General features: G+C 56.7%; 20 protein-coding genes. 6 read left to right on the top strand and 14 right to left on the bottom strand.

All coding sequences use genetic code 11. The features are described from left to right. Window positions 1-4: 4 nt before the first annotated feature. The 4 genes from ABVF61_RS05625 (at window position 5) to ABVF61_RS05610 (ending at window position 5722) form a co-directional block, all read left to right on the top strand. Window positions 5-1792, top strand: a complete 1788-nt coding sequence (locus tag ABVF61_RS05625; RefSeq protein WP_353992538.1) for a sodium:solute symporter family protein — start codon at window positions 5-7, stop codon at window positions 1790-1792. A gap of 108 nt (window positions 1793-1900) precedes the next feature. Then, window positions 1901-3730, top strand: a complete 1830-nt coding sequence (locus ABVF61_RS05620; protein ID WP_353992537.1) for a DUF294 nucleotidyltransferase-like domain-containing protein — start codon at window positions 1901-1903, stop codon at window positions 3728-3730. Between the two features lie 58 nt (window positions 3731-3788). Further along, on the top strand, window positions 3789-4310 hold the full coding sequence (locus ABVF61_RS05615) for a hypothetical protein (RefSeq protein ID WP_353992536.1): 522 nt from the start codon (window positions 3789-3791) through the stop codon (window positions 4308-4310). 5 nt (window positions 4311-4315) lie between these two features. Beyond that, window positions 4316-5722 carry a 3'-5' exonuclease gene (locus ABVF61_RS05610; RefSeq protein WP_353992535.1) on the top strand — a complete coding sequence of 469 codons (1407 nt, stop codon included), beginning with the start codon at window positions 4316-4318 and terminating at the stop codon, window positions 5720-5722. Window positions 5723-5746: 24 nt separating this feature from the next. Here the strand turns inward: ABVF61_RS05610 and ABVF61_RS05605 are convergent, their stop codons facing one another. The 3 genes from ABVF61_RS05605 to ABVF61_RS05595 all read right to left on the bottom strand — a co-directional run bounded on the left by ABVF61_RS05605 (window position 5747) and on the right by ABVF61_RS05595 (window position 14948). Continuing rightward, entirely contained in the window at window positions 5747-7048 is a 1302-nt protein-coding gene (locus ABVF61_RS05605; RefSeq protein WP_353992534.1) for a hypothetical protein, read from the bottom strand. A 162-nt stretch (window positions 7049-7210) separates the two neighbouring features. After that, complete coding sequence (locus ABVF61_RS05600) at window positions 7211-13927, bottom strand: choice-of-anchor I family protein (protein WP_353992533.1); 6717 nt, start codon at window positions 13925-13927, stop codon at window positions 7211-7213. 655 nt (window positions 13928-14582) lie between these two features. After that, on the bottom strand, window positions 14583-14948 hold the full coding sequence (locus tag ABVF61_RS05595; RefSeq protein ID WP_353992532.1) for a hypothetical protein: 366 nt from the start codon (window positions 14946-14948) through the stop codon (window positions 14583-14585). Between the two features lie 445 nt (window positions 14949-15393). Between ABVF61_RS05595 and ABVF61_RS05590 the strand changes: the two genes are divergently transcribed. After that, window positions 15394-15873, top strand: coding sequence for an RNA polymerase sigma factor (locus ABVF61_RS05590; protein ID WP_353992531.1), 480 nt, complete (start codon window positions 15394-15396; stop codon window positions 15871-15873). Between the two features lie 41 nt (window positions 15874-15914). Here ABVF61_RS05590 and ABVF61_RS05585 read toward each other — a convergent pair whose 3' ends face one another. The 11 genes from ABVF61_RS05585 to ABVF61_RS05535 all read right to left on the bottom strand — a co-directional run bounded on the left by ABVF61_RS05585 (window position 15915) and on the right by ABVF61_RS05535 (window position 25476). Then, window positions 15915-16727, bottom strand: coding sequence for a glutathione S-transferase family protein (locus tag ABVF61_RS05585; protein WP_353992530.1), 813 nt, complete (start codon window positions 16725-16727; stop codon window positions 15915-15917). 23 nt (window positions 16728-16750) lie between these two features. Continuing rightward, window positions 16751-17689: a 3,5-dioxohexanoate:acetyl-CoA acetone transferase gene (gene kce, locus ABVF61_RS05580; RefSeq protein WP_353992529.1), complete on the bottom strand. Its 939-nt coding sequence runs from the start codon at window positions 17687-17689 to the stop codon at window positions 16751-16753. Between the two features lie 9 nt (window positions 17690-17698). Continuing rightward, window positions 17699-18721 (bottom strand): branched-chain amino acid ABC transporter permease, encoded by a 1023-nt coding sequence (locus ABVF61_RS05575; RefSeq protein ID WP_353992528.1) that lies wholly within the window; start codon window positions 18719-18721, stop codon window positions 17699-17701. Beyond that, window positions 18718-19584, bottom strand: a complete 867-nt coding sequence (locus tag ABVF61_RS05570) for a branched-chain amino acid ABC transporter permease (protein WP_353992527.1) — start codon at window positions 19582-19584, stop codon at window positions 18718-18720. Before ABVF61_RS05570 ends, ABVF61_RS05575 begins: the two co-directional genes overlap by 4 nt. Window positions 19585-19678: 94 nt before the next feature. Beyond that, window positions 19679-20389 (bottom strand): ABC transporter ATP-binding protein, encoded by a 711-nt coding sequence (locus ABVF61_RS05565; RefSeq protein ID WP_353992526.1) that lies wholly within the window; start codon window positions 20387-20389, stop codon window positions 19679-19681. Then, entirely contained in the window at window positions 20376-21104 is a 729-nt protein-coding gene (locus ABVF61_RS05560; RefSeq protein WP_353992525.1) for an ABC transporter ATP-binding protein, read from the bottom strand. The genes ABVF61_RS05565 and ABVF61_RS05560 overlap by 14 nt, the downstream gene beginning before the upstream one ends. A 66-nt stretch (window positions 21105-21170) precedes the next feature. After that, the gene (locus tag ABVF61_RS05555; protein WP_353992524.1) at window positions 21171-22457 is read right to left on the bottom strand and encodes an ABC transporter substrate-binding protein; all 1287 of its coding nucleotides are present in this window, start codon (window positions 22455-22457) and stop codon (window positions 21171-21173) included. A 42-nt stretch (window positions 22458-22499) separates the two neighbouring features. Beyond that, window positions 22500-23423, bottom strand: a complete 924-nt coding sequence (locus ABVF61_RS05550) for a 3-hydroxyacyl-CoA dehydrogenase family protein (RefSeq protein WP_353992523.1) — start codon at window positions 23421-23423, stop codon at window positions 22500-22502. 3 nt (window positions 23424-23426) lie between these two features. After that, a complete protein-coding gene (locus ABVF61_RS05545; RefSeq protein WP_353992522.1) occupies window positions 23427-24227 on the bottom strand; it encodes an SDR family NAD(P)-dependent oxidoreductase in 801 nt (266 codons plus the stop codon). After that, window positions 24227-24574 carry a cupin domain-containing protein gene (locus ABVF61_RS05540; RefSeq protein ID WP_353992521.1) on the bottom strand — a complete coding sequence of 116 codons (348 nt, stop codon included), beginning with the start codon at window positions 24572-24574 and terminating at the stop codon, window positions 24227-24229. Before ABVF61_RS05540 ends, ABVF61_RS05545 begins: the two co-directional genes overlap by 1 nt. A 62-nt stretch (window positions 24575-24636) precedes the next feature. After that, the gene (locus ABVF61_RS05535; RefSeq protein WP_353992520.1) at window positions 24637-25476 is read right to left on the bottom strand and encodes a cyclase family protein; all 840 of its coding nucleotides are present in this window, start codon (window positions 25474-25476) and stop codon (window positions 24637-24639) included. 176 nt (window positions 25477-25652) lie between these two features. Here ABVF61_RS05535 and ABVF61_RS05530 point away from each other — a divergent pair, with 176 nt between their 5' ends. Beyond that, the gene (locus ABVF61_RS05530) at window positions 25653-26408 is read left to right on the top strand and encodes an IclR family transcriptional regulator (RefSeq protein ID WP_353992519.1); all 756 of its coding nucleotides are present in this window, start codon (window positions 25653-25655) and stop codon (window positions 26406-26408) included. The last annotated feature ends 32 nt before the right edge of the window (window positions 26409-26440 follow it).

The raw sequence follows: 26440 nt of genomic DNA, 5'->3' as shown, positions 1-26440 counted from the left end.
CAAGATGGATCAGTTCACTATCAATCTGCTGTTCGTGGGGGGCTCGTTTGCACTCTACATCGGCATCGCAGTCTGGGCCCGGGCCGGCTCGACATCTGAGTTTTACGCAGCTGGACGCGGGGTGCACCCGGTCACAAACGGAATGGCGACGGCCGCGGACTGGATGTCGGCGGCATCTTTCATTTCCATGGCAGGCCTGATTGCCTTTACGGGCTATGACAACAGCTCATTTCTGATGGGCTGGACCGGTGGCTACGTGTTGCTGGCGCTGTTGCTTGCGCCTTACCTGCGTAAATTCGGCAAGTTCACCGTCTCCGAATTCATCGGCGACCGGTTCTACAGCCAGACCGCCCGCATCGTTGCCGTGGTCTGCCTGATCGTGGCCTCGACAACCTACGTGATCGGTCAGATGACCGGAGTGGGCGTCGCCTTCGGACGCTTCCTGGAAGTCGATAATACGACCGGTCTCCTGATCGGTGCCTGTGTCGTTTTCGCCTACGCCGTTTTCGGCGGCATGAAAGGTGTGACCTATACGCAGGTTGCGCAATATGTGGTGCTCATCACCGCCTATACGATCCCGGCAATCTTCATCTCGCTCCAGCTGACCGGCAACCCGATCCCCGGCCTGGGTCTCTTCGGCAACGATGTTGCCAGCGGTGTGCCGCTTCTGACCAAGCTGGATCAGGTGGTCACGGAACTCGGCTTCAACTCCTACACAGCCCACCATTCCAACACGCTGAACATGGTTCTGTTCACGCTCTCGCTGATGATCGGTACCGCAGGTCTGCCGCACGTGATCATGCGCTTCTTCACGGTTCCGAAAGTGTCCGATGCCCGCTGGTCCGCAGGCTGGACCCTGGTCTTCATCGCCTTGCTTTACCTCACGGCTCCCGCCGTTGGCGCTATGGCGCGGCTCAACATCACGGAAATGATGTGGCCGAACGGCGGCATCAATGGTGGTGCCGTTGCTGTGGAGACGATCGCCGAAGATCCGAAATACGACTGGATGGATACCTGGCAGAAAACCGGTCTTCTTGATTGGGAAGACAAAAACGGCGACGGCAAGATCCAGTACTACAACGATCAGAATGCGGAGCTGCAGGCTGTCGCGGAAGAAAAGGGCTGGGTCGGCAACGAACTGACGAAGTTCAACCGCGATATTCTCGTCCTGGCGAATCCGGAGATTGCAAACCTGCCGAGCTGGGTCATCGGCCTGGTCGCAGCCGGCGGTCTTGCCGCAGCGCTCTCGACGGCGGCGGGTCTGCTCCTCGCGATTTCATCGGCGGTCAGTCATGACCTGATCAAGGGGGCTTTCAATCCGCAAATATCGGAGAAGGGCGAACTCCTCTCGGCGCGTGTCGCGATGGCGGTTGCGATTGTCGTGGCAACCTATCTGGGGCTCAATCCACCCGGGTTTGCAGCACAAACGGTGGCACTTGCGTTCGGGCTCGCAGCGGCCTCGATCTTCCCGGCGCTGATGATGGGGATCTTCTCCACGCGCATCAACAACACCGGTGCCGTGGCCGGCATGCTGGCAGGCCTGATCGTGACCCTTGTCTACATCTTCCTGCACAAGGGCTGGTTCTTCATTCCGGGAACCAACACGTTCACGGATGCAGATCCTCTGCTTGGCCCCATCAAGTCGACATCGTTCGGCGCCATCGGTGCCGCCGTCAACTTCACGATTGCCTACATTGTTTCCGGCATGACCAAGGAGACGCCTCAGGCAATCAAGGAGCTGGTGGAAAGCGTGCGCATCCCTCGCGGCGCCGGCGTCGCGCAGGACCACTGATACGCGTATGGGCGGCTGGCCTCCAGCCGTCCGCACCGCCTATGATAATTTCCTGTCCGGGTGGCTTTGATCCGGACAGGATTTTCCGTTCAATTCGAGGCTGCCTGAATGTCCTTGAGCATTGACCAGGTTTTGAAATTTCTGAAGTCTTTGCACCCTTATGACGCGTTGTCTCATGAGGTCCAGCAAAGGCTTGCCACCTGTTTCGAAATCCGGAAGGTCGAAGCCGGAGCCGACATATACAAGTTCGGAGAACGACTGCCGGGCCTGTTCGTTGTATATGAGGGATCGGTCAAGATCCGGGACGAGAACAGTGTTGTCGTCAGCCATCTCGTTCACCGAAACACGTTCGGCGAGCGGGGTCTGATGAAAGACGGGACTGCTGCCACTTCAGCCCAGGCAGATGAAGCTTCTATTCTTCTTGTGCTGCCTCCGGCTGATTTCCGCAAGTTGATTGACGAACATCAGGCATTTTCCAGGTTCTTTGAACGGGCCCGCAAATCGGGGACGCGCGGCCGGGATCTGGCGACCAGCAGCGCTGAGACCCTCATGGCGAGAAATCCGATTACCTGCCGTCCCGAGACAACGGTACAGGAAGCGGCAAGAGTCATGCGGGACAAACATATTTCGTCCCTGTGCGTGTCGGGGCCGGACGAAACACTTCTTGGAATTGCGACCACACGGGATCTAGCAGGGAAAGTTCTGGCCGAAGGACGGTCCGTTGCAACTCCTGTTTCGGAAATCATGACAAGCGCACCTTTGACGCTGCCGCGGTCGGCCATAGGAACGGATGTCCTCCATTTGATGATGGAAAAGCGGATCGGTCATGTGCCAATCGTTGACGGTAAGCGTCTTGTCGGGATGGTGACCCAGACGGACCTGACGCGTTTTCAGGCGGTCAGCTCCGCAGATATGGTGGGGCAGATCACACGCGCGAAAACCGCTGAAGAAATGGCGGCGGTAACCGCTCATATCCCGCAGCTCCTCCTGCAATTGGTTGCGGCGGGCAGCCCGCACGAAGTGGTGACACGCCTCATTACCGATATCGCCGATACTGCGACGCGACGCCTTCTGAGCCTGGCAGAGGAGAAGCTCGGGCCGCCGCCTGTACCTTATCTGTGGCTTGCTTGCGGCTCGCAGGGGCGCCAGGAACAGACCGGCGTGAGCGATCAGGACAATTGCCTTTTTCTTGATGATAGGGTGAGCGCGCAGGACAGGGACGGGTATTTTGCGGATCTGGCCGCCTTCGTTTGCGCGGGCCTGAACACGTGCGGATACGTCTTTTGCCCGGGTGACATGATGGCGACGAACCCGCGCTGGTGCCAGCCGGTTCATGTTTGGGAGGAATACTTTCGCGGCTGGATAGAAAAGCCTGACCCGGAAGCCCAGATGCTGAGCTCCGTGATGTTCGATCTCCGCCCGATCGGGGGGCATGCTCAACTCTATGCCTCAATGCAGGAGGGAACGCTGAAAGCGGCTGCCGCGAATTCGATATTCGTCGCTCACATGGTCAGCAACTCGCTGAAACACAATCCGCCGTTGAACCTGCTCAGGGGACTGGCGACGATACGATCCGGAGAGCACAAGAACTCGGTTGATATGAAGCTCAACGGGGTGGTGCCTATTGTCGATCTGGCCCGAATTTATGCGTTGCAGGGCCAGATTACGGGCGTGAATACAAAAATGCGCCTTCTTGAAGCGCGCGCGAATGGCCGGCTCAGCCAGTCCGGCGGCAGCGATCTGCTTGATGCCTATGATCTGATTGCCGAGACCAGGCTGCTGCATCAGGCCGGCCTGATCAAGCTGGGGCAAAGGCCGGATAATTTCCTGCAACCGTCAACCCTATCGGATTTTGAGCGAAGTCATTTGCGGGATGCGTTTGTTGTGGTCAAGACAATGCAGTCATCTATCGGACACGGACGGGGCATGCTGGGGTAGCTGGAAATTTCAAAAGCAAACCGGGGAATAAAGACCGGAGCTTTGGTGGGAGGAAGACATGTTTGTCGAGTTGATCGCGGCTTTTGTCGCCGGTATTGCGGCAGCAGGTGTCGTGATGCTGATCAACAGATTTCTCGGAGGACGTCTGCCGCGCTGGTTCGCACCTGTTGCGGCCGGTGTTGCGATGATCGCCACAACTATCGCCAACGAGTATGGGTGGTTCTCGCGGACGAAAGATGCCCTGCCTGATGGGATTGTCGTCGCTCAGACAATTGAAAACACAGCGATCTACAGGCCATGGACCTATGTGGAGCCGTTTGTGGAGCGATTTGTGGCGGTCGATGTGCGATCCATTCGCTCGCACCCGGACCGCCCGGATGAAAAACTGGGCGAAACCTACTTCTTTGGCCGCTGGTCTCCTGTGAGCAAGATAAATGTCATTGCCGATTGTGCCGGTAACCGGCGCGCCGCGCTCACCGACGGGATTTCCTTTGAAAGTGATGGCGCTGTGACGGGCGCTGAGTGGGTCAAGGTCCCATCCGGTGATCCGATCGTTTCAACCATTTGCGGAGTGGAATGATGTTGATGTCACTCAGTCTGCGTCTGCGTACGTTTTTGATGTTCTTCGGGTCTGCCACGCTTTGTGCCGGATTGGTGGCGGTATCGCACTTTTTTGCGCTGAGCCGGCTGGAGGACGGGAATGAAGGATCGGCCTTTCTAATCTCCGCGGTCTTGTCCGGATTTGCGATCCTTGCGGTTACCACTCAGGTCTGGTTCCTCTTTGATGAAAACGTTGCCAAACCGATCGAACGCCTTGCTGCGACCATAAGAACGCGTGCCCATGCCGGTGTCGATGCACTGGTTGATCTGCATGACGCACGCTTCCTTGGTGACCTTGGGCCTGCCGTTGAGGCCGTGACCGGGAAACTTACGAAGGTTTCGACACAGACAGATGATGCTGTCGCGACCGAGACGGCGCGGCTGATGGCGGAAAAAGCGCATCTGGCAATGCTTTTGACCGAGATCCCTGTCGCCATCATCCTTGTCAGTCCCAACCACAGGATCATGCTCTACGACGGCCAGGCCGCAGACGTTCTTGGCCAGGTTCATGTCCCGCGCCTCAGTGCATCTGTCTTTGAATATTTCAACGAGGCCGAGCTACGTGCGGCGGCAGAGCAGCTTTCGGCGACGAAATCCGAAGTGCTGGCAAAAGTGCAATGCAGTCAGGGCAACCTGCGCTTTGAACTGCGCGTCAAAAAGCTGAAGCAGGTGCCCGGCTACATGATCCTCGTAGACGGCACCAAGGCGCATATTGCGCCAGATGCCGAACGACCGCTAATTTATGACTTCGATCTCACCGAACAGGATGCAGAACACGCAATCGAGGACACGCCGCTTGAGGACCTGAGGTTCGTTGTGTTCGATACTGAGACGACCGGTTTGATGCCGAACAAGGATGAAATCGTCCAGATCGGGGCGGTTCGGGTCGTCAAGGGCAGAATCGTGGCGGGCGAGCGGGTGGATCAGCTCGTAAATCCGGGACGTCCCATACCGCCTGCTTCCACGAAGGTGCATAAGATTTCGGACGAGATGGTTGCCGATGCACCGTATGCAGGTGAGGCCGTGACGCGGTTTCACGGGTTTGCCCGCGATTGTGTCATGGTTGCTCACAATGCACCTTTCGACATGGCTTTCCTGAACCGGCATGGCCGGATTTGCGGGCTGGATTGGGATCATCCGATGCTGGATACGGTCCTCCTGTCAGCGGTTTTGTTCGGCGATACGGAGGAGCATTCGCTGGATGCCCTGTGCAAACGTCTCGACATCAAGATCGACCCGGAGCACCGGCACACGGCGTTGGGGGACGCGCAGGCCACGGCTGAAGCGCTTTGCAAGATGCTCCCGATCCTGTCATCCCGCGGTTACGCAACTTTCGGCGACGTCATCCGGCAGACCCGCAAGCACGGAAGGTTGCTCAAGGATCTCAATTGAGCGGCGGATACGGACAAGTGCTCTCTAGTCGAACACATGGCCGTGCTGGTATCGCTCATCCTTGCCGGCGGCCTCGGTCAGCGCCGCGACATTGGACTTGGTGAAGAAGCCGTCAAAGGCCTTGCAGCGCTCGATATATTCAGTGATCAGCAGCGTGTGCTGCGAATGCTTGGAAAAGATCTGTTTCAGATCCGGTGAATCCTTACACTCCCCAACGACATGTGCCAGGAACGGGATGCCCTGTTCGCCCAGGATGCCAACCACATAGTCGACATTTTTCTGACCGGATGCGTGGTCACCATCCAGGATTTCAACGGCCATATGATGCATCCGGCGCCCGTAATTGCGAACAAAGTTTTCCGTTGGCATCGGCAGGTTCTCGAAGGAATTGACAAATGAGGGCGTATTGTTCGCAGTGAAGACCTTCGCAGGTGATTTCTTGTCATCGCTGACGATCGGACACCGGTTGACGTTCGTCGAAGAATTCATGTCCGAGATATTGTAGGCGCCCCAGAAATAATAGGGCACCATCGTCTGGAACTCCAGAATGGCGTCTTCGCGTTCTCCTGCAAGAATACGCGTTGCCATGTGGTCATAACCGAGCATCAATTCATCGAGGCCGTGTTGCTCGGAAAAGGCAATTCCCTCCCTGAGCAGAGCGTCTTCGCTGTCTGTCAGTTCGAGACGTTCGCCCAGCGCCAGACTTTGCGGATCATTGAAATCGGCACCGCTGTAGCCGATCCTGTTTCCAGTAAAGTCGGACGGGGTCGAAAACAGAATGCCGTTAGAGGTGTAGAATTCGTTCTCAGTGTCGCCCGCATACTCAAATCGAATGCTCTGGGCTTCCAAAGTCTCCCGAAGCGCGGAAGTGTCCGGACACTGGAAAATCTCGCCGACGTAGCGGGTATTCGGCTTGGGCCGGGACAGAGGATAGAGGACGTTCAGACGCCTGATATAGTCCTCGTATCCGTCAGACAATGGTTCCATCAAAACGAGCGCCGGAAACTCCGGCTTGTTGTGCAACACATGGAACTTGTGTGTTTTGGAAACATAGCTCGAGTGATAGCGATTGGGGGTCATGCAGTGCAGTTCGGCCATGGTCGCAACACCATCGCCGGCCTCGACCTGGATAACGATGGCATTCATCTCACCGACGAGATCATTGACGCCCGTTTCCTGCCTGCGGGCATAGATCTTTGGAAGGTACTCGCCGAAAAAGTCCGAGTTCTTCTTGTCCCCCTTGGGTTCGTAGCCGGCATAATCAAACGGGATCGCGTCCATGGCAGAGGTGTCCTTCAAATCAACGGCGACATTCATACGAGCCATGTTCATTAGGCCGAAAGAGACCCGGGGCGTCAATCAGTTGAAGCAGCGGCATTGATTGCCCGGACTGGTTGTGTTCAGGCTACAAGGCGGTAAAAAAAGGGAGAGCGGCCAGCCGCTCTCCCTGCTTCGTTTCCTGATCCGGCTCAGCGTAGTAGCTGCCGATCAGACAATTGCATCGCTGATACCCAACAGTTCCAGTTGAACAACCAGCGGATCATGATCGCTCGCGCGCTCATCGGTCTCCGCGAACTCGGAGTTTACGTGGACAAAGTCGAAGGAAGCGTTGTCTGCCAGATGCTCGCTCACGAGGATGTGGTCGAGCGCCTGCGAATTGCCCTGGAAGATGAAGCTGTAGATTTCATCTTCGTCAATGGTGTTCGACAGGTTTACAAGACCGCCCCCGCTGTTTTCGAGCGTCTCGATCGGAGAGATGAACTCGAACTCGTTCATGTCGCCAAGGACGACAATGTTCGCGTTCGGGTCTTCACCAGCGATCGTGTCAACAAAACCAGCTACGGCTGCGGCCTGTGCCTGACGCTCGTCCAGGCTGCCGTTGACGGTGACGTCTTCCTGCCGCTCATCGAAAGGCTGCACCACACCGAGGATTGGTGCCGATCCGCCTTTGGAGGACAGATGGTTGTTGACGATGGTCACCTGGTCGCCGCTGAAGTCGAAGGTCGCTGCAAGTGGAAGCCTGGCACCTTCGAACGGGCTGCCTTCGCTCTGATCGCCAACAGCTTCGACAGAACCATCAACGAGGTCAACACGATCCGTGTTATAGAGGAAGGCTGTGCGGATGTTTCCGCCAGGCTGTCCGCCGGATGCATTGTCGGTGATGAATGTATTGTCGATGAACGCGAAGTTCAGGCTGCCGTTGACGAGGCCGTCGTCAACCTTGTCGATTTCGTCCACGAGAAGCTGCAGCGTGTCGCTTGCCGACACAACGCCATCGTCGGCGGATCCGCTGTTGTCCTGAACCTCCTGGAGCCCGATGATGTCCGGGGTTCCAAGGTTGTTGACGATGTGCTGGGCGATCTTTGTGAACCGGCCGTTGGCAACGTCAGTGTCGCCGTCCGCATCGTTCGTGTCGAGGTTAAGCACATTGTAGCTGGCGATCGTCAGGAGATCTTCAGCGGCGGTTATCTCTGTCGTTTCTTCTTCGAGACCCGCAGACACAATCTGGCCGGTGAAATCGACTGTCGGTGCAATCTCGAAGTTGCCGAAGCTGTAGGTCACAACGCCGGTCACGTCACCAAGCTGATCACCGACATTCACATCCGGGAAGTCGAAGTCGAGGATGCCGCTGTCAAAGTCGATCTGGACTTTCTCCGGATTAAAATCGTCCGGAGAAATGTTGAGCGTTCCGCGATCGCTGATCCCGGTCGCATCGGCGCCCTGATCGACAACACCGAAGATCTCTCCAAACCGGTTTGTTCCCGCGACGGCGACAACATCCTGCGCCGTCACCAGCATACCTTCGAGGCTTTCGAAGAAGTCGATGCCATCGGTTTCGGGGTCGAAACCACCATTTCCGGCAATGGTGCCGAAGGCGTCGTCATCGATGACTTCGCTCGGCGGCACGCGGCCGCCCTGACCGATAACAGTTGCCGCAACTGCATCGCCCGTTCCTGTGACCGTGACCACCGGGGTTACCAGCTGGGTTATGGAGAGGTTGCGCGTGCTGACGCCGCCCGGTGTGAATTCGGACACCGTCGCTTCAACGTCGACGGCGTCACCGACGGAGACTGTGGGTTCACTTCCTGTGAAGACGAAGATGCCGTCAGAGGTTGCTATGTCGTTGTCACCGTCCGGATCCTGCATATAGAAGCCGTTGGTGTCGACAGCGGTCACAACGCCTGACGTAAGGACCATTTGGCCTTCAAAGGCAGACGTGTGGCCAGCCCCCTGGATCTCGTAGATCGCAACTTCTTCGGCACCGCCGCCGCCGCCGTTGTCATCGTGACCGGGCGTCGGTGTGTTGATTTCCGGATTGTTGTTGAAGTCCAGGATGGACCAGTCTGCAGCCGTGTCGGTGTCAACACCATCCGTGATGCGGCCGACACCTGCCGGCAAGAACGATCCGTCCGGACCAATGACCGGCGCGTTGAAGGCGAAGAAGCTCTCATCCTCGCCGTCGCTCACGCCGACAGTGTCGATGACGACTTCCGAACCGGTCACACTTGATCCGGTAATGCTCGCCGTCTCGACCAAAGCGATCGTGTAGGAGCTGTTTTCGATGAAGTTATCCGGGATGTTGTCGTCGGCATCGACGCTGTAGGTCGCTTCCGCGAGCTCGTTGGCGACGAGGTAGAAGCCATTTTCACCAATCACCGCATCCTCACCAAAGTCGAACTGGCGATCAATGGTGCCGTTGGAAGACTGGTCATCGCTTTCGACAACGATGAGGCTGAGACCGGCAAGCGATTCACCCGGGGTTCCGAAGAGCTCGATGTACTCGCTGTCAGGGCCCGTGGTACTGCCCAAGACCTCATTGATGACAAGGGGCTGTACTGTTTCACCTGATGACGTGATGTCATAGACGATGGTGGTACCGGAGATCTCGTATGCGACAGCGATCTGGGCGTTGCCGGACGTGCTTTCCTCAGCTGGAATGAACGCGATCGTTTCCGGACCATGACGTGCAACGTCGTTCGGACCCGCATTGTCGACATGCAGCGGCGGGATGTATTCCACAAAGGACGCGTTGGCCGGATCATCGATGTTGTAGATCATGATGCCGCTGTCGCGCTCCAGGCCGATAAAGGCGTAGACGCTGCCATCAACCACACCTGTGACGATGGCCTCCGGTTCCGGTCCTTTGGCGTCCGAGCGGTTCTCACTGTCGTCGCCGTCGTCGGAATTGAAACGCTCGGGCGCAATTTCGGCAATGATCTCTTCGAACTCGGACCCGCTGTCGAAGACCAGGTTACCTTCGTCATCAAAAATCGAGAACGAGCGCGACGAGAAGGTGTGAAGCACATCAATGTCTCCGTCGCCGTCCGTGTCGCCATCCAATGTCGAAACCTCAAGGCGTCCGAGGCCAAAGTCCTCGTTGGACAGGTCCAACTGACCGGAGTCGATCAGCTGTTGCTGAACGGTCGGGTCGATCAGGCCGTCCTGTGCCAGATCGAAGACACGGTCCTCGTCGAAGTCACGGCTGTCGCCTTCATTCGCGGTCAGGACATAGGTTTGGCCGCCTATTTCCGCCGTGGCGATGGCATCCGGCATGCGGAAGCCGACAAGATTATCGAAAGTCCGGATGTTGATGTTGCCATCGTCCAACGGGTCTAGGGCAATTTGACTGTAGTCCGTTACGCCCAGGTCGAAGACATCGACGATCGTTTTGGTCGCAAGATCGACCTTGGCGATCGCGTTGTTCTCCTGCAGGGAGACGAAGGCGGTCGTTCCGTCGGCGCTAACCGCGATATATTCGGGTTCGACGTCCTCGGCGAAATCGACACCTTCCTGAATGCGAATGCCTCCTGCACGTGCCGCATCCTCGAAGCCGTTAAACTGGGTAAAGTCGAGAATGTGTGCCGAGAAGTCGCTGACATCGATGAGAGCGATGGTGCCGAGCGGGTTGGCCGCAACACCGTCATCAATGCTGTCTTCGTTGAACTGGCCTTCGCCCGCAACCAGCAGCATGGTGCCGTCATTGTTGAATGTGAGCATGTCGGGCAGGTTGCCGACGTCGACAGTGGTGATCAACGCGAGTGTTGACGCGTTGAATACAGCCACAAAACCCGGCTGTTCGACCAGCTTGGTCACACCAAAGTTCGTTTCTTCCACCGGAGCGCGCGAGATGGCCGCTGCCACAAGACCGTTTTTGACTGCAACGGACTGAACGCCGTCGTATCCGTCAAGACCGCCCAACGGTATCGTGTTTGCCAATGTGTTGCTGGCGATGTCGAAAATGTCGATGCGGTCATTGGCGCCATTGGTGACATAAAGCAGCCCGTCTTCATGTGCGACCACCTCGGATGCGCCTTCCGGGTCATCCGGATCGCCGCTGTCACCTTCAAACTCCGCGACAATGGCGGCTTCCAGATCCTCTTCATCGTCGAACACGATCCCTTCGAAGACTGTGTCTTCTCGGAATGTGAGGTTTTGGATGCGCTCGTCGTCAACGGGGCCCGTGTCGGCTTCGTTAAAGGCGGAGCCGCCTTCTTCCGGATTGAAGTTGTCGAAGAGATATTCGGCCAGGGCGTCCTGTTCCGATCCGTCAGCGGCAAAGGTGGCGTCGCCTGTGAAGGCTTCGTCATCGGCGCCGTCGGCATCGAGGTCGATCAGATCCACCCGGTTCGGGTTGGATAGGCTCGACAGGATCTCGTCGCCAGCGTTGGCGAGGAAGTTCAGCGTTACGATCCGGAAGCTTTCTGCCGGATCACCGACAATCTGGCCGTCCCGGACGATGGCAGAGATCAGGTTGCCGTCGTTGTCGAAGATGCCTGCATTGATGACACGCTCGCCCGGGGTCGCAATGTTGCCGTCCTGGTCATAGGTCTGCGCGGTCTGTGTCTCGTCGAATGAGAACTTCAGGCCAGAGATCTGCGGGAAGCCGCCGGACACGCCGTCCGGCAGCGCGCTGACAGCGCCTTCCAGGAATGCCTTGATTTCTTCCTTGTTGATATCGAGCAGCGTCAGGCCGTTGTTGAAGGCCAGAGTTGTTGCAATGTCGTTCTGGCTGATGCCGCCTTCCGGCTTGACCACATTGCCGTCGCCGTCGACGATCTCTTCGTTCGCCACACGCACCGCTTCGGTACCGCCAGCAGGTACGACAATCTGGCCGATATTGGCGCGGATGCCGCCACCGTTCTTGATGGAGATGACAACGTCTTCGCCGAGGCCTTCAGCCGCGATGATCTCGTTGGCATAGGCCAGGTTTGCGTCTGCGGTCAGGTTACCGAGATTGGTTTCCTGGGTGCGCACGCCGTCCGGATCGTCCGGGGTGAACGTGCCCGAGCGGTTGCCGTTCAGGAACACGTCCGACACGCCGAACACGTTCGACTCGGTTGCCACGATCTGCGCCTGGATGGCATCCGTGATGGCGTCGATTTCCGGGTCGATCAAGCCTTCGGCATTGAGGTCCGCCACGCCCTGGTCATCGGTGGCATAGGCACCGGAGACGTCTTCGTCGTAGCTGTCGGCAATGATGTTGCCGTCTGCATCGAAGTCGACAACCAGGCGGCCGACATACTTGTAGTTGCCATCCGTGTTCACGACGGCCGTCGTGGTGCCGCCGGCATTGGTGATGAACTGCGGGTACTCGCCCTGATCGCTGTCGCCGTCGCGGATACGGTCATTGTCGTCGAAGAGGCGGGTGTTGGAGCCGCCGGCAACGATAATGTCGACATTCTCCAACCGTGCGGCAAGCGATTGTTCGATGCTGATCTGCTGCATGTGGCTCAGCAGGATGACCTTGTTGAGGTCCGGATTGTCGCTTAGGAGCTGGTTCACTTCGGCCTGGATGATGGCCGCGAGGGCATCCAGTTCCTCGTCCGTCGGTGTGCCGCTGGCCCAGGCCGGGGAAATGCCGAGGTCATCGCCGGGGCTTGAGATGGAGCGGATCGTCGGAACAGTCGCACCGATGATGGCAATCTTCTCGCCATTGACGTCGGAAATGGAAGACGAGGTGACCACATTCTGGAGCGTCGCCGTGTCCTGACCGCCTGCGGTTGCCAGCGGCGCCAGGTTCGGATCGGTGGAGAAGTCCAGGTTTGTGGAGAGATACGGGAAGAGGGCGCCGGCAAAGTCGGCACCTTCCAGATCCGTTCCGACAAACTCGCTGCCTGTAAAGCCGCCCGCCGCGGAACCGTCGATCAGCCCGGCAAGCAATCCGGTGCCCAGATCGAATTCGTGGTTGCCGAGGGCGATGGCCTGAACGCCCAGCTCATTCTGGATCTGGATGTCGGCGATGCCCTGTGATCCGAAAACGGCCGCGGATGCATCGAAGAACAGGCCCGGAATAATCGCGTCACCGGAGCTGAGCGTGAGGGTGTTGTCGGCGACCCCATCGTCGCCGAGGTCTTCGGCGCGCAAGGCGTTCAGAACACCGGACAGGTTGTCGATGTTGTTGATCGTTGCGGCATTGGCTTCCTGATCGGCAAAATGAAGAAGCTCAAGCGTGAACACTTCCGGCGAAGGAGCAACGGCGCTGATCGATTGATCCCTGAATTCCAGAAATTCGAAATTGACGTAAGTGTCGGTACCGTCCTTGTTGTTTCGCAAGTCTCGGACCGTTCCTGCAACCAGATCGATTTCGTAGTCAGCAAGATTTCCGGAGAAAACGAGCGTATCGATGCCTTCGCCGCCATCGGAGAAGTCGTCACCCTTGCCGCCTTTGGCGCGGTCGTCACCTCTTCCGCCGAATTGCTTATCATTGCCTTTGCCGCCGAAGAGCTTGTCGTTGCCGTCCAGGCCATTGATCAAGTCATCACCACCGCGGCCTTTGATAACGTTGTTTTGTCCATCACCGACGATAAGGTCGGTGAAATGAGTTCCCGTAACCTTGCGTATTCCATCAAGATCATCGTGCTCGACGGTATCGTTCGCAATGCCTTGTGTGAGAGGGATCCAGCCAAGGGACTTGTTGGAAAGCGCCGTGCCCCAGTCCTGATCGAGACGCACGTAGATACCTTCGGCTACGCTCGAGTAATCTGCCTTTTTTCGCGTGATTTCTGGGCTCGTGAGTTCGTTGAACAGGCTGGATGTTTCACTGAACGGCGATGTCTGGCTAAGTGACTGTGAACTCGAGTAGCTGGACATATTCGAATTCAGTTTTTCGATTGCTTCTTCGAGCGCTTTTTGATTCTCACTCGTTTCTTCGTCTTTGCCGTTTGCTTTGATTAGCGACCCATCTGACCCGTAGTGATAACTCATAATTGTCCCTCACCCCTAAATTTGAGCGTAATTCTGTCGGAGGGGATGCAATCTGCGAGTGACTCTGACGGGTGGAAGTTTGTAAAAAAAGGAAAAAAGCCACCTAAAAATAACTCGTTTGATCCCCAAAAAAGCGTAGGCTGCGGGTCGTAACAGCGTTTTTTGACAAGTTAATGAATGGTTAATGACAGAAAAAATCAGAAGCGATTTGATGCTTAGGGTGCTAATTTTTTTCGTAATTTAGATCAATTCCTTAACTCATATTGATGCGTTTTTAGTTCCAATCCCCAATTGGGCAATCTGTACGCTAGGGTCGCCTGAGCGGTGGTATTGGCACGAGAATGAGCATGATTGACCTTCAGGTTTCACGTGGGTCTCAATAGAGCGCTGATAGAAATCAATGTGATTAGACGACTAAATTTGGGACTGGAATTGAGGCCTTGAGACACGTGTTTTGTCGGAGTCCGTCGGTCTCAGCGCGCGTTTGCGCTTTAGGCCGCGCAATTCGAACGAGGCAAAAAAGAAAGGCCACGCGCGGTGCGTGGCCCTTTCTTTGGTCGACAGCTTTCCAAAGGGTTATGCTGTCAATTGGTGGCCCTATGGCCATTCGGAAGTCGCGGACTGCAACGTGTGCACCCGCTGTGACTTAGTTGGTTCAACGAAGTGCGCGTGCGTTGTCAGCCTGCTGGCGGCGAACAGAAACCGGAGTGTTGCCATTGAGATCGCCATATGCCTGGTCTGCATAGTCGGCGAAGACACCGGCGTCAGTTTTCACACCACGATTTGCAGAGCGAAGCTGGCTGCTGTTGACGTTGCGCTGGCTGTTGGTGAAGAACACCGGCTCAGAACCGTTGGAGTCGCCATAAAGGCCGCCAAAGTCGATCGCGTTGGCTGTACCGACGAACGCACCGGAAGCAAAGACAGCGGCGATCAGGGAAGAGATGACTTTTTTGTTTGTACGCATAATAATTCTCCTTGTTGAGTATTCCAGAATGGAAGAGATGCCGATCTGATGTTTCATGTCTGCATCTCGATTACAGCATAAGAACGTCTGATAGAGATGTTGGTTCCGAAATTTTTAGAAAAAAGTTTACGCTTTATAATATAAATAAAAAAATTAGATCGTTTTTTGAATTTTATGGCGATTTCTTTGAGAAATATATTTTGTGATATTTATCACTCTTCAAATTTTACTTTATTTTGTGATTTTATATCTTGATGTCGCCATTGGCGTTGAAGTTGAGTGTCGTCGCCCCGGAAAACAAAAAATATTGCTTTCAAATCCGGATGTTAGGGATGTTGGATTTTTGAAGATCACTACAAGTAACATTTGCGTAGAGTGACGCGTGATCGGTGTAGTTCATCGCGAACTATCAACTCGTCATGAACTTCCTTTGAAATATCTAAAACACGCTGATGATAATCATTAGATGCGGGTCATCGAAACAGTCACCAGGGAGGGCGAGATGACCCGTCATGAAGATCGCTTTGCAAAAGACCTGCAATCCGAGATCCCGCATCTGTGGCGTTTTGCCAGATCCATTTCCAATTCCTCTGAAGCCGCTGACGATTTGATGCAGACCGCGCTCGAGCGCGCCCTAAGGAACAAGCATCAGTATGTTGCCGGGACGAAGCTTAGGAGCTGGCTCTTCGCCATTGTGCGCAATGCCCAGCTGGATGAGTTCCGCAAAGTCGAGCGCAGGGGGCATCACGTTCCGATCGAGGAGTGGTACCAGGACGCTCAGTTTGCACCTGCACAGGAAAAGCACGTTGAACTTGGCGATGTCGCCAAAGGTATCGAAGGTCTACGGCCCGAAGAACGGGACGTTCTTGAGCTTTGTGTTTTTTCCGACATGTCCCACGACCAGATCGCCAGCCAGATGGGCGTCGCTGTGGGAACCGTCAAGAGCCGCCTTTCACGCGCACGCCAGGCTCTGGCAGCCTGACAGACGCGGAAAGTCCAAGACAACGGTCGGGGCGGCTGCATTCAGCTGCCAAGACTTCCGAAGGTGCGGATATCGGTACCTTCGGACCGGCGCTGCGATGTGTAGTCAGCAAACGCGCCCGTCAAGACCTCATTCTGCCAGTCAAGAAGCGCTTCCTTGTAGCTTTGACGTTCAGAAAATCTTTCAAACCAGGCTTTCAGATGAGGCGTGCGTTCAAACGGCCAGCCCATAAGACTGAACCGGTGGACATTCGGCATCCAGGCGATGTCAGCCAAACCAAATGTATTTCCTGACAAGAACCTGCGGCCATCGCTCAACAGATCATCGAGCCGTTTGAAAGCCTTGTCCGTGCGGGTTACCACTGCGTCTATTCTCGATTTTTCAAATCCTGATGCGAAGTCCCGGCGAAACTGCTTCAGCCACTCGTTCCGGTGCTTCTGCTGAAAGGCATCAAAACTTTCTTTGTCGCTTCTTTCAACGCCGCGAAACAGAAACTCGAATGTCGCCAGCTTCAGATCTGCCTGCGCATCGTCGGCCATCGCCAGAAGCTCGGCGGATGCAGAAGCGGAAAGCTCCGAGGCAGAACCTGCAATCTGCTGAATGATGTCGACGCTTTCTATGAAAAGACGTCCATTGTCGACAAACGCCGGGACCAGGCCATTCGGATGGATCGCGTGGTATTCGGGCGTCGCATGCTCGTCCTTTGCCAGATCGATCAGATGGCTGGTGTAGTCCTTGCCGGTCTCGGCAAGCACGATGCGCACCCTCTGCGAACAGCTCGACATCGGTGCGTGCCACAGGTGCAGGCCCTGAAGATCTTTAAGGCTCCGGTCTCCCGGTTCAATCTCAGGCATGGTGTCCTTTCTCCTTGATACGCTCAGAATGCGACCCGGTCGCCGCCTTTGAGGTCGAGCATTTCCCGTGCCTCGTCGGCCGTGGCAACTTCGCAGCCAAGATCCTCGACAATCCGCCGGATCTTGGTGACCTGTTCGGCGTTGGATTTCGCCAACTGACCGCGGGCGATCATGAGACTGTCTTCCAGACCGACCCTCAGGTTGCCACCCATCTGACTCGCGGTTGTCGCAAACGGCATCTGCGCGCCGCCGGCGCCGAGGACCGACCACTGATAGTCATCGCCGAACAACCTGTCGGCCGTCCGCTTCATGAAAATTAGGTTGTCGATGTCGGGGCCGATGCCACCAAGGATGCCGAAAATGAACTGGATAAAAACGGGTGCTTTGAACAACCCGGCATCCATACAGAATTTCAGATTGTAAAGATGCCCGACATCGTAGCACTCGTGTTCGAACTTTACGCCGTGCGCGCCTCCGAGCTCGGTTGCTACATAACGGATATCGGCAAAGGTATTGCGGAAAATATAACCCTCCGAATTGCGGATATAGGCTTCTTCCCAGTCGTATTTGTACTCTTTGATCCGGTCGGCGATCGGATGGAAGGAGAAGTTCATCGATCCCATGTTCAAAGAACACATTTCAGGCGACGCCCATTTGGCCGGCGCGATGCGTTCTTCCATGGTGTTGACCAGACTGCCGCCGGTGGAAACGTTCACGACCGCGTCCGTCGCCTGCTTGATTACCGGCAGGAAGGCCTTGAAATGGTCCGGTGCAATGGAAACCGAGCCATTTTCCGGGTTGCGCGCATGCAGGTGCAAAATGGACGCGCCTGCCTTGGCGGCTTCGATGGCCTGATCGGCTATGTCTTCGGCGGTAAAGGGAAGTGCGTCTGACATGGTGGGCGTATGGATCGCCCCTGTTACGGCGCAAGTTATGATCGTTTTTTTCTTTTTGCGAGCCAATGCCGCCTCCTAATCATCCGATTTTTGTTTTTCGACCTGCCTGGAGAGGGGGAATAGTTCGAGCCCGGTTCTGGCCCTGACAAAACCCCAGATGCCTTGAGGTGCCTTGAGCATCACGACGATAGCAACGAGCCCAAGGATCAGGAGATAGGTGGTGCCAAGATCGGCGAGCGTTTCGCGCAGCAGAAAGAAAACGATCACGCCGATGATGGGTCCTTCAAGCGTGCCTATGCCGCCAATGACAACAATGAAGATGACGAATGCCGTCCAGTCGTTCACGCTGAATGCGGCGTCCGGCGAAATCCTCAGCTTCTGAAGGAATATCAGGGCGCCGGTCGAGGCCGTCAGTCCGGCGGTGATGACGTAGACGACGAATTTATGGCGCCAGATATCAATGCCGAAACTGTTGGATGCGGTTTCACTGTCGCGGATCGCGGTCAGCGCAAGTCCGTTACGCGAACGCAGGAGCAGGTAGATGGCCGCCAGCACGATGACCGCCATGCCCAGCGCGAGCCAATAGGTGGTTGCCTCGCGCATGGAACGACTGGAGGCCATGGAGCGGACGATAGCGACCGGAAGGCTAGTGCCGGATCCGCCACCAAGCGCGGACACCTGCGCAAAACTTAGCCGAAAGACTTCAGCAATCACCCAGGTGCCGATCGCAAAATAGGCGCCGCGCAGGCGGAAAATGAGGAAGGCGACGGGGACGGCCACCAAAGCCCCGAGCAGGCCCGCTAGCGGGATTGCGGCGAGCGGAGACAGTCCGGCAAAAATCGCGAGCGCGAACAGCATATAGCCGCCGAAACCGACAAAGGCCTGTTGTCCAACGCTGACGAGACCCGCATATCCGGCAAGCAGGTTCCACAGGCAGGCCAGCGACAGATAGAGGAAGATCTCGCTCATCAGCCGCATGTCAGCCCTGCCGGCCCACCAGGGAGCTGCGATCAGTGCCACAAGGCACACCACGCCGAGAACAGCTGCGGTTCTGCTTGCCCGGGAAGACCTTGAAATGGTGTAGGTTTGCGCGTTCATCCGTCAATCCGTGGAAACAGGCCGCGTGGCTTTACCGCGAGCACGATCAGGAAGGCGATGTGGCCGGCCAGAAGCTGCCAGCCCGGGTTGATCTGGGCGCCGATGTTCTGGCTGACACCGAGAATGATGCCGCCGATCAGCGTGCCCCACAGATTGCCCAAACCGCCAATGATCACGGCTTCAAATCCGAAGATCAGCCGCCCAGGGCCTATGGAAGGGTCGAAACTCGTCCGGATACCAAGAAAGACGCCGGCAACGGCGACGACCGCCAATGAAAGCGCCATCGCCAGACCGAAGACATGCGCCTTGTTCAGGCCCATCAGCTGGGCGATGTCCTGCTTGTCCGAAACAGCGCGGAACGCACGACCGAGAGCCGTCTGGTAGAAAATCCATTGAAGGCCGGCGATGACGGCGACCGAAACGGCAAACATGACGAGGGGAAGGACGCCGACATTCAGTCCGCCGGGAAGGGCAACACTTGCCGTTTCGATCGGGCCTGCATTCATCTTTTGCGGGTCGGCGGAATAGACTTCGAGCAGGCCGTTTTGAATGATGACCGAAAGTCCGAACGTGACCAGAAGAGGTGGCAGGATATCATCGCCAAGGGTCTGATTGAGAATGCCGCGCTGAAGCACATAGCCGATCCCGGCCATAACCGGAACGACGATAGCGAGCGTCAGCAGCGGATTTATGCCAAGCGCGGTCGTTGTTGAAAGCGCGAGAAAGGCAGCCAGAACGATGAAATCGCCATGCGCGATATTGACCAGCCGCATCACGCCGAAAATCAGCGACAAGCCGGCCGCAAACAGAGCATAGAGGCCTCCCAGAAGCACGCCTTGAACAATGGCATTGATCCAGTCCATTCTAGTTGCCTTTCGGGTAGGGCGAAGACGCGGGATTGCCGATTGGAAATTGCCGGTGCGGCGGTGTCGTTGTGGTCATCTTCCGATCCATGCGTCAGACTCCGAAATAGGCAGCACTGATCTGTTCCCGGGACAGTTCATTCGAACGGCCTTCAAGCGAGATCCTGCCTTCCTGCATGCAATAGACCCTGCCAGCGACGCTGAGAGCCTTGGCAATGTCCTGCTCAACGATAATGGCGCTCATGCCTTCACCGATGATGTCCGGCAGCGCTTCGTAGATCGACTTGATGATGATGGGCGCAAGGCCCAGGCTGATCTCGTCAAAGAGGATGAGCTCCGGGTTCGACATCAGCGCGCGCCCGATGGCGACCATTTGTTGCTGGCCGCCGGACAGGGCCGTTGCCGGCACGGCGCGTCTTTCCTTCAGAACGGGAAACAGCTGAAAGACCTTTTGCAGGTCCCATGGACCCTTTCGGTTCATCTGGCCACCGATAACGAGGTTTTCCTCGACCGAGAGAGACTGGAACAGCTGACGGCCCTCGGGCACCATCGCAATGCCCAGTTTCGCGATCTGGTCGGCCCGGGAAGCGCCGATCGGCTGATTGCGAAAGCTCACCATGCCGTTTCCGTTGGGCAGCAGCCCGGTAATCGAGCGCATCAATGTTGTCTTGCCAGCGCCATTGGCGCCGATGATCGCAATCACTTCACCTCTATCAATGGATACATCGACGCCGAAAAGAGCCTGAATGTCCCCGTAGTGCGCATCAAGAGCGCGTGTTGACAAAAGCGGGTCAGACATCGGCATCGACCCCCATATAGATCTCTTGAACTTCGCGGCTGGCCATCGTTTCCTTCGGGGCGCCGTCCGCGATCTTGCGGCCAAAATCGACTACGATGAGCCGGTCGGCCACCGACAGCAGGGCGTGGACGATGTGCTCGATCCAGATGATGGATATGCCGGTCGACCGGATCGTATTGATGGTCTGAACCAGCGCGTGGCACTCGCCTTCGGTCAAACCGCCTGCGATTTCGTCCAGCAGGAGCAACTTCGGCTGCGCGCAAAGAGCTCTTGCCAATTCCAGGCGTTTCCGGCCCAGCAGTGTGAGCGAACCGGAGACATCATTCGCCTTGTCGATCAAGCCCGTCAGCTGCAACATTTCAAGGCAGTGTTTGTCCGCCATTGCCGACGGCAATTTTGCGCCGTGAGTTGCGGCGACCAGAACGTTTTCGAAAACGGTCATGTTGCTGAACGGTTGGGGTATCTGAAAGGACCGCGCTATGCCGAGACGACATCTTTTCGCGGCCGACATGCGCGTAACGTCGGCGCCATTGAACAGTATCTGTCCATGGTCTGCCCGAACCGTGCCGGTGATCAGATTGAACATGGAGGTTTTGCCGGCGCCGTTCGGTCCGATCACGCCGAGCGCTTCGCCTTGGGCCAGCTGATAGGAGAGCTCGTCGGCGACGGTTATCGCGCCGTAAGCTTTCGAAAGGTCCTTGAGTTCAAGAACGAGCGCCATGGATATCCCTTGACTGAATGGTCCGGAGCTGGTGCACGACGTCGGTCGCCGTGCACCAGCGGTGCATTACGACAGCAGTTTCAGTTCACCTGTTGTGGGGATCTCAGGTGCGCTGTGATTGGACGTAATGACCAGTTCCATGCCGTTTGCCCCCTTCTGCCACTGCCCGGCGACAAGCGGTGTCTTGGAGACGTTTTTCACCGGGCCGAAGCCCCAGTTGACGTGCCCGACAACAGTTGGAAGGTCGGTTGCCTGTATGGCTTCCAGCGTTGCGTTGGGGTCGTCCAGGTCTGCGCTGCGCTTGATGACATCGGCAGTTACCTCAAAGAGCGCGTGCTTGAACCCGATCGGCTGCGTCCAGGGCCGGCCTGACGCATTCACGTAGCCGTCGGCGAGTTGCCTGGCGCTTTCCCCTGTCAGGGAAGATGAGAACGGGTGGTCCGGTGTCCACCAGATTTCGGAGGTGAGCCCGTCACCGCGCTCACCGAGTGATTCAATGACCGACGGGAACAAAAGAGCCTTGCCGATTGTGACCACCTTTGGCTGGAATCCCTGCTGTGCCGACTGGGACCAGAAGGTGGCGAAGTCCGGCGGGATCATGTTGCCGGTGACGATCTCGCAGCCAGCTTCCTTGAACGCGGAGATCTGGGACGAGAAATCGTCTGTCAGGGGTTGATACCTGCCCGGATCGGTCAGTTCGAAACCGCTTCCGATCAGCGCAGGCGGGAAACCGACCTTGTCGTCGCCCCAGGCGTTGCCGTCCGCATCGTTCGGGAACAGGCCGCCGACCGTTCTGTCGACACCGGCTTCTTCCCAGAGCGCCAGGAAGGCTTTGATCACGTCTTCCAGGCCCCAGAAGAAATGATAGGTGAAGTCGAAGCCCTGCGCCGGATCGCCGTTCCGGCCAAAGAAGTAAGGCTGCCAGGGGCAGTCGGTGGTGATACAGGGCACCTCGTTGAGTTCGGCCTGGTCCGAGATGGGGTTTGTCGTGTCGGGTGTCGACGCTCCGACCAGAATATCGACTTCATCACTGAGGATCAGTTCGGAGGCCACTTCGGCCGCGCGGTTCGGATTGGACTGGCTGTCCTTGGAAATGATTTCGATCTTGTAGGATCTGTTGTTGTTTTCAATTCCACCGGCAAGGGCTTTTTGGATGCCGGCAAGGACAAAGTCGTCTGCCTCTGCAAATCCGGCGAGCGGCCCTGTCCGCGGGCTGACATGACCGATCTTGATGACCGGATCTGCCGCATAGGCGCGTGTTCGTGTCAGGATCGCCGGTGCTGCAAGTCCTGCGCTGGCACCCGCGATAAATCCACGGCGGGTAATGCCGAATTTCTTTCCTGTGAGCGTCATCGTCTTTCCTCCCGGATGCGCTGGTCGCGTGTCTAAGCCACATCAGCTCAAGATGGTTTCAAGCTCCCGCAAATGAGCTGCGACGCGCTGGCGAACTTCGTCCGCTTCCTCCGGCGTCCAGCTTTGAAATCCTTCACCGGTTTTCATCCCGAGCTTTCCTGCTTCAACAAGAGCGCGCAGATACGGGGAAGGGGAGGGCCGATTGTCCAGATCGGCCAATACGTTTTCATGGATGTCGAGCGTCAGATCCGTTCCGACCAGATCGGCGTTGGCAAGCGGTCCAAGCACCGAAAGGCGCCGGCCAAAGCTGGTATTGACGACGGTGTCGACATCGCTTGCCGTACACACACCCTTTTCGACAAGGTTGATCGCCTCGCGCCACATCGCGTGTTGCAGCCGATTGCCGATGAAACCGGCGACATCCTTTTCAACACGTACAGGTGTCTTGCCGACCGAAGTGAGCAGGTCGGTCGCCGCAATCATCGCCGCGTCCGATGTCCATTCGGTGCGGATGACCTCGACCAGTGGGATCATGTGCGGCGGGTTCCACCAATGTGTTCCCAGTGCACGTGCGCGATCCTTGAGATCCGACATGATCCTGGTGATCGGAATCACCGAAGTGTTGGATGCAAACAGCGTGTCTTGAGGCGCATGGCGCTCTGCCTCGGCAAAGAGTGCGCGCTTCAGGTCAAGTTTTTCCGGAGCTGCCTCGAATATGACGTCTGCATTGGCGACGCTCGCGGCAAGGTCCGCAAACGGAGTGATGCGCGTGATCGCTTCTTCGGTTTTTTCCGCAGTCGAACCGAGCGCGGTCAGGCTTGTGCGCACCCGTTCGTGAAGCGTTTCCAGGCTTGCCTCATAGGCATCAAAGACCCGAACGGAATGGCCGTTGCGTGCGAAGGTCAGTGCGATGCCATGGCCCATGAGACCAGCACCTAGAACAGCGATGTTCTTGCTCTCGCTCATTTTCTATCCCGCCGTGTATCCGCCATCGGCATAAAGGATGTGCCCCGTGTAGAAATCGGATGCTTTGGAGGACAGGAATAATAGGGGGCCGATCAGATCCTCAGGCTCGCCGAGGCGGCCCTTGGGCACGCGGGCGAGAAATCCGTCTCGAAAGCCCTTTGCCAATTCGTCATCCTCGAACATCCACGAAGTCAGCGGCGAGCGGAAAACGGTCGGTGCGATTGCATTGACGGTGATGTTGTCGGCGCCGAGTTCGCAGCCGAGCGCCTTGGTGATGCCGTCGACCGCAGCCTTTGAGGCGCAGTAGGCCGTGTAGCCGGCAGGATGTCCGAGAAGGCCACGCGCCGAGGATACCAGTACGATCTTGCCGCCGTGCGGCTGCTGCATCATCTGCGCCGTAGCAGACCGGGCCAGCAGCCAGGACTGGGTGACATTGGCTTCCATGACATTGCTGAAATCTTCCGGCGCCATGTCGTTTATTTTTGCGACCTTGTTCATGCCGGAGGCAACGACAAGAATGTCAAGCGATCCGTGGTGCCTAACGCAATTTTCCACCATCTCATCGCAGGTTTCTGCAGTCGACGGGCGCTTGTTCACCGTCTCGACGGCAGCGCCTTTGGCGCGGCACTCTTCGGCAATCTTTTCGAGCGCTTCGCTGTTGCCTGCGGCCAGTATGAGGTCACATCCGGCTCCGGCTAATGCGTTGGCCGCGACAGCACCGAAGGCGCCTGTTGCACCTGTTACAAGGGCAACCTTGCCTTTGATGTCGAACAATTCGAGCGGGTGGGTCCATATATCAGCCATCAGTTTACCTCCGGCGGATAGGGAATAACGACAAGCATCGTAGAGGTGTGATTGGAGCGGTTCTCAATCGTCCGCACTTCATCGGGGGCGATGGTGCAGCTGTCGTATTTCTTCAAGACCGTCTCGGTGCCGTCGGCCATGACGGTCATTTCACCTTCCAGGACGACATAGACCTTTTCAAAGGGCGTGGAATCCGGGCCTGCGCCACCGCCAGGCAAAAACTGGCTGAGTCCGATCCATTGATTTTGCGGGCCGCTGCTTTCAAATCCCTGCAGGCGCAAACCAACCACCCCATGGTGGTTGGGGGCTTCATAAGGTTCTGCATCGTCGAAACGCTTTACATGCATCGCTTCCTCCCAGACGCGACAAGCGGACCGCCAACTGGAGCGGCGGTCCAGGTCATGATGTCCTAGAATTCTTCACCGGGCTCGATGCGGTATTGCTGACCTCGGTCGATCATTGCGACGAGGCGAATGATGCAACCGTCGCCGCGGTCCCAGTTCCATGGGAAAAAGGCGAAGGTACAGCGTTTGCCCGTGACTGCATCGAGGTCACCGCCGACGTTCTCAATTCCCAAAATTCCATTGGAAAAGAGCGTGTTGTGCACCGGTTCCCACTCAGGAAAATCGTCTTTCCAGTCGCGTCCACCGGACCATTCAAGATATTCCGCCTCCAGGTGCGGCAAGATGGGGCCATTGCGCTGGGGTCCGATTGCCGTTGCGAGCGGATGGTCATTGGCCTGCGTGTCATGTCCGACGACCTTGACGCCTTTTTCGACCATCCAGTCGGCAGCGGACGGAACAAGGCCAGGGCAATAGGCGAAATAATCGCCGTCTTCGTATTGCTTGTGCCAACCGGTGTTGATGATCAGGACATCGTTCTTGCGAATTGCATGTCCGCAAGCCTTTTCCAGATCGTCAGCGGTGATCTGCTCCCATTTCTGCTTCGGTACCGAGACAACGAGGCCGGACCCGAAGAAATGCGGCAGCGGCACCTCGTCGATGAACGGTGTGCCCTGCACCACGTGAGCCGGTGCATCGATATGGGTCGTCACGTGCATGGTCGTGGTGATGGTCTGTGACAGCACCCCGGATTTCGCCATGTAGTGCTTACGGTCGATCTGGACGTCCTGGAAGTAAGGCCAGTTGGGGCATTGAAAGCCATAGCGGTGGGAGAGGTTGTAAAACTCAACACCCATATCGTTGTTCAGGTTGTCCTGAAACTCGATGCCGCGAATCATAACTGACATATGTGTTCCTCCCGTCAGTCGGTGTATCACTGTATTGCTAAACGGTACAGATGCATCATAATGTGGTCAAGAGTGAATCTCGACAGATTTTGAAAATTGACCTATATGCTGCGTTTGGCGCTGTGCAAAAAAGCGATTCCAGCATCAGATCAAAGAGGGCAGAATTGGTGTTGTCGATGGAAGCAGAGAAGAAAACTCAATCGAATCAAGGCGTTCAGGTTATCGCGCGTGCAGCCGAGATATTAAGGGTCCTCAAGAACGACAATGCCGGGCTTAGCCTGGGGCAAATCGCGGAACGCGTACATTTGCCCCGCTCTACGGTACAGCGGATTGTCAACGCTCTGCTTGCCGAACGGCTGGTGATGTCGTCTTCGTCCGAAGGAGGACTGCGTCTGGGTTCAGAAATCCAGTCCTTGGCCGCGGCAGGCCGTGTCAACATGACCGAGTTGGTGCACCCGGTTCTGACCGAGCTTGCGAAACGCACAAAAGAGACCGTGGATCTTGCCGTTTTCCGCGATGATCACATGGTGTTTCTCGATCAGGTGATTGGCACGCACCGTCTTAGAACCGTTTCGGCGGTCGGTGAGGTCTTCCCGATGACCGACACCGCAAACGGCAAGGCCGCGCTGTCACTGCTCGAAGATGACAAAGTCGTTTCCATCGCTGCCCGAGAGCTGAAGGCCGATGGCCAGGCGCAAAGGCCACTGTCGGATTTTCTCAAAGAGATTGAAGATATACGGGCGACTGGGATAGCGTGGGACCTGGACGAGCATACGCAGGGTATTTCAGCGGCGGGATTTGCATTTCGTGACCCGGTAGGCCTGATCTACGCCATTTCCGTGCCGGTGCCTTCGCACAGATTTGCAGGTCTCAAGGGCGACCTTTCAGGTCAGCTTCAGGAGATAAGAGACGCTGTCATGAAACTTGTCTGATGGTTCAGTTTCGGGTCTGTCTTTTGCCTGCG

The organism is Roseibium sp. HPY-6, assembly GCF_040530035.1.
Classification (GTDB): Bacteria; Pseudomonadota; Alphaproteobacteria; order Rhizobiales; family Stappiaceae; genus Roseibium.
This window is presented reverse-complemented; position numbering and strand designations above follow the sequence as displayed.

Coding starts and splice junctions, on each gene's coding strand:
- ABVF61_RS05610 (WP_353992535.1), top strand. CDS start 4,316: ATGTCACTCAGTCTGCGTCTGCGTACGTTTTTGATGTTCTTCGGGTCT.
- ABVF61_RS05545 (WP_353992522.1), bottom strand. CDS start 24,227: ATGGCTGATATATGGACCCACCCGCTCGAATTGTTCGACATCAAAGGC.
- ABVF61_RS05600 (WP_353992533.1), bottom strand. CDS start 13,927: ATGAGTTATCACTACGGGTCAGATGGGTCGCTAATCAAAGCAAACGGC.
- ABVF61_RS05625 (WP_353992538.1), top strand. CDS start 5: ATGGATCAGTTCACTATCAATCTGCTGTTCGTGGGGGGCTCGTTTGCA.
- ABVF61_RS05605 (WP_353992534.1), bottom strand. CDS start 7,048: ATGGCTCGTATGAATGTCGCCGTTGATTTGAAGGACACCTCTGCCATG.
- ABVF61_RS05550 (WP_353992523.1), bottom strand. CDS start 23,423: ATGAGCGAGAGCAAGAACATCGCTGTTCTAGGTGCTGGTCTCATGGGC.
- ABVF61_RS05620 (WP_353992537.1), top strand. CDS start 1,901: ATGTCCTTGAGCATTGACCAGGTTTTGAAATTTCTGAAGTCTTTGCAC.
- ABVF61_RS05585 (WP_353992530.1), bottom strand. CDS start 16,727: ATGCCTGAGATTGAACCGGGAGACCGGAGCCTTAAAGATCTTCAGGGC.
- ABVF61_RS05560 (WP_353992525.1), bottom strand. CDS start 21,104: ATGGCGCTCGTTCTTGAACTCAAGGACCTTTCGAAAGCTTACGGCGCG.
- ABVF61_RS05540 (WP_353992521.1), bottom strand. CDS start 24,574: ATGCATGTAAAGCGTTTCGACGATGCAGAACCTTATGAAGCCCCCAAC.
- ABVF61_RS05590 (WP_353992531.1), top strand. CDS start 15,394: ATGACCCGTCATGAAGATCGCTTTGCAAAAGACCTGCAATCCGAGATC.
- ABVF61_RS05595 (WP_353992532.1), bottom strand. CDS start 14,948: ATGAAACATCAGATCGGCATCTCTTCCATTCTGGAATACTCAACAAGG.
- ABVF61_RS05570 (WP_353992527.1), bottom strand. CDS start 19,584: ATGGACTGGATCAATGCCATTGTTCAAGGCGTGCTTCTGGGAGGCCTC.
- ABVF61_RS05555 (WP_353992524.1), bottom strand. CDS start 22,457: ATGACGCTCACAGGAAAGAAATTCGGCATTACCCGCCGTGGATTTATC.
- ABVF61_RS05530 (WP_353992519.1), top strand. CDS start 25,653: ATGGAAGCAGAGAAGAAAACTCAATCGAATCAAGGCGTTCAGGTTATC.
- ABVF61_RS05615 (WP_353992536.1), top strand. CDS start 3,789: ATGTTTGTCGAGTTGATCGCGGCTTTTGTCGCCGGTATTGCGGCAGCA.
- ABVF61_RS05565 (WP_353992526.1), bottom strand. CDS start 20,389: ATGCCGATGTCTGACCCGCTTTTGTCAACACGCGCTCTTGATGCGCAC.
- ABVF61_RS05535 (WP_353992520.1), bottom strand. CDS start 25,476: ATGTCAGTTATGATTCGCGGCATCGAGTTTCAGGACAACCTGAACAAC.
- ABVF61_RS05575 (WP_353992528.1), bottom strand. CDS start 18,721: ATGAACGCGCAAACCTACACCATTTCAAGGTCTTCCCGGGCAAGCAGA.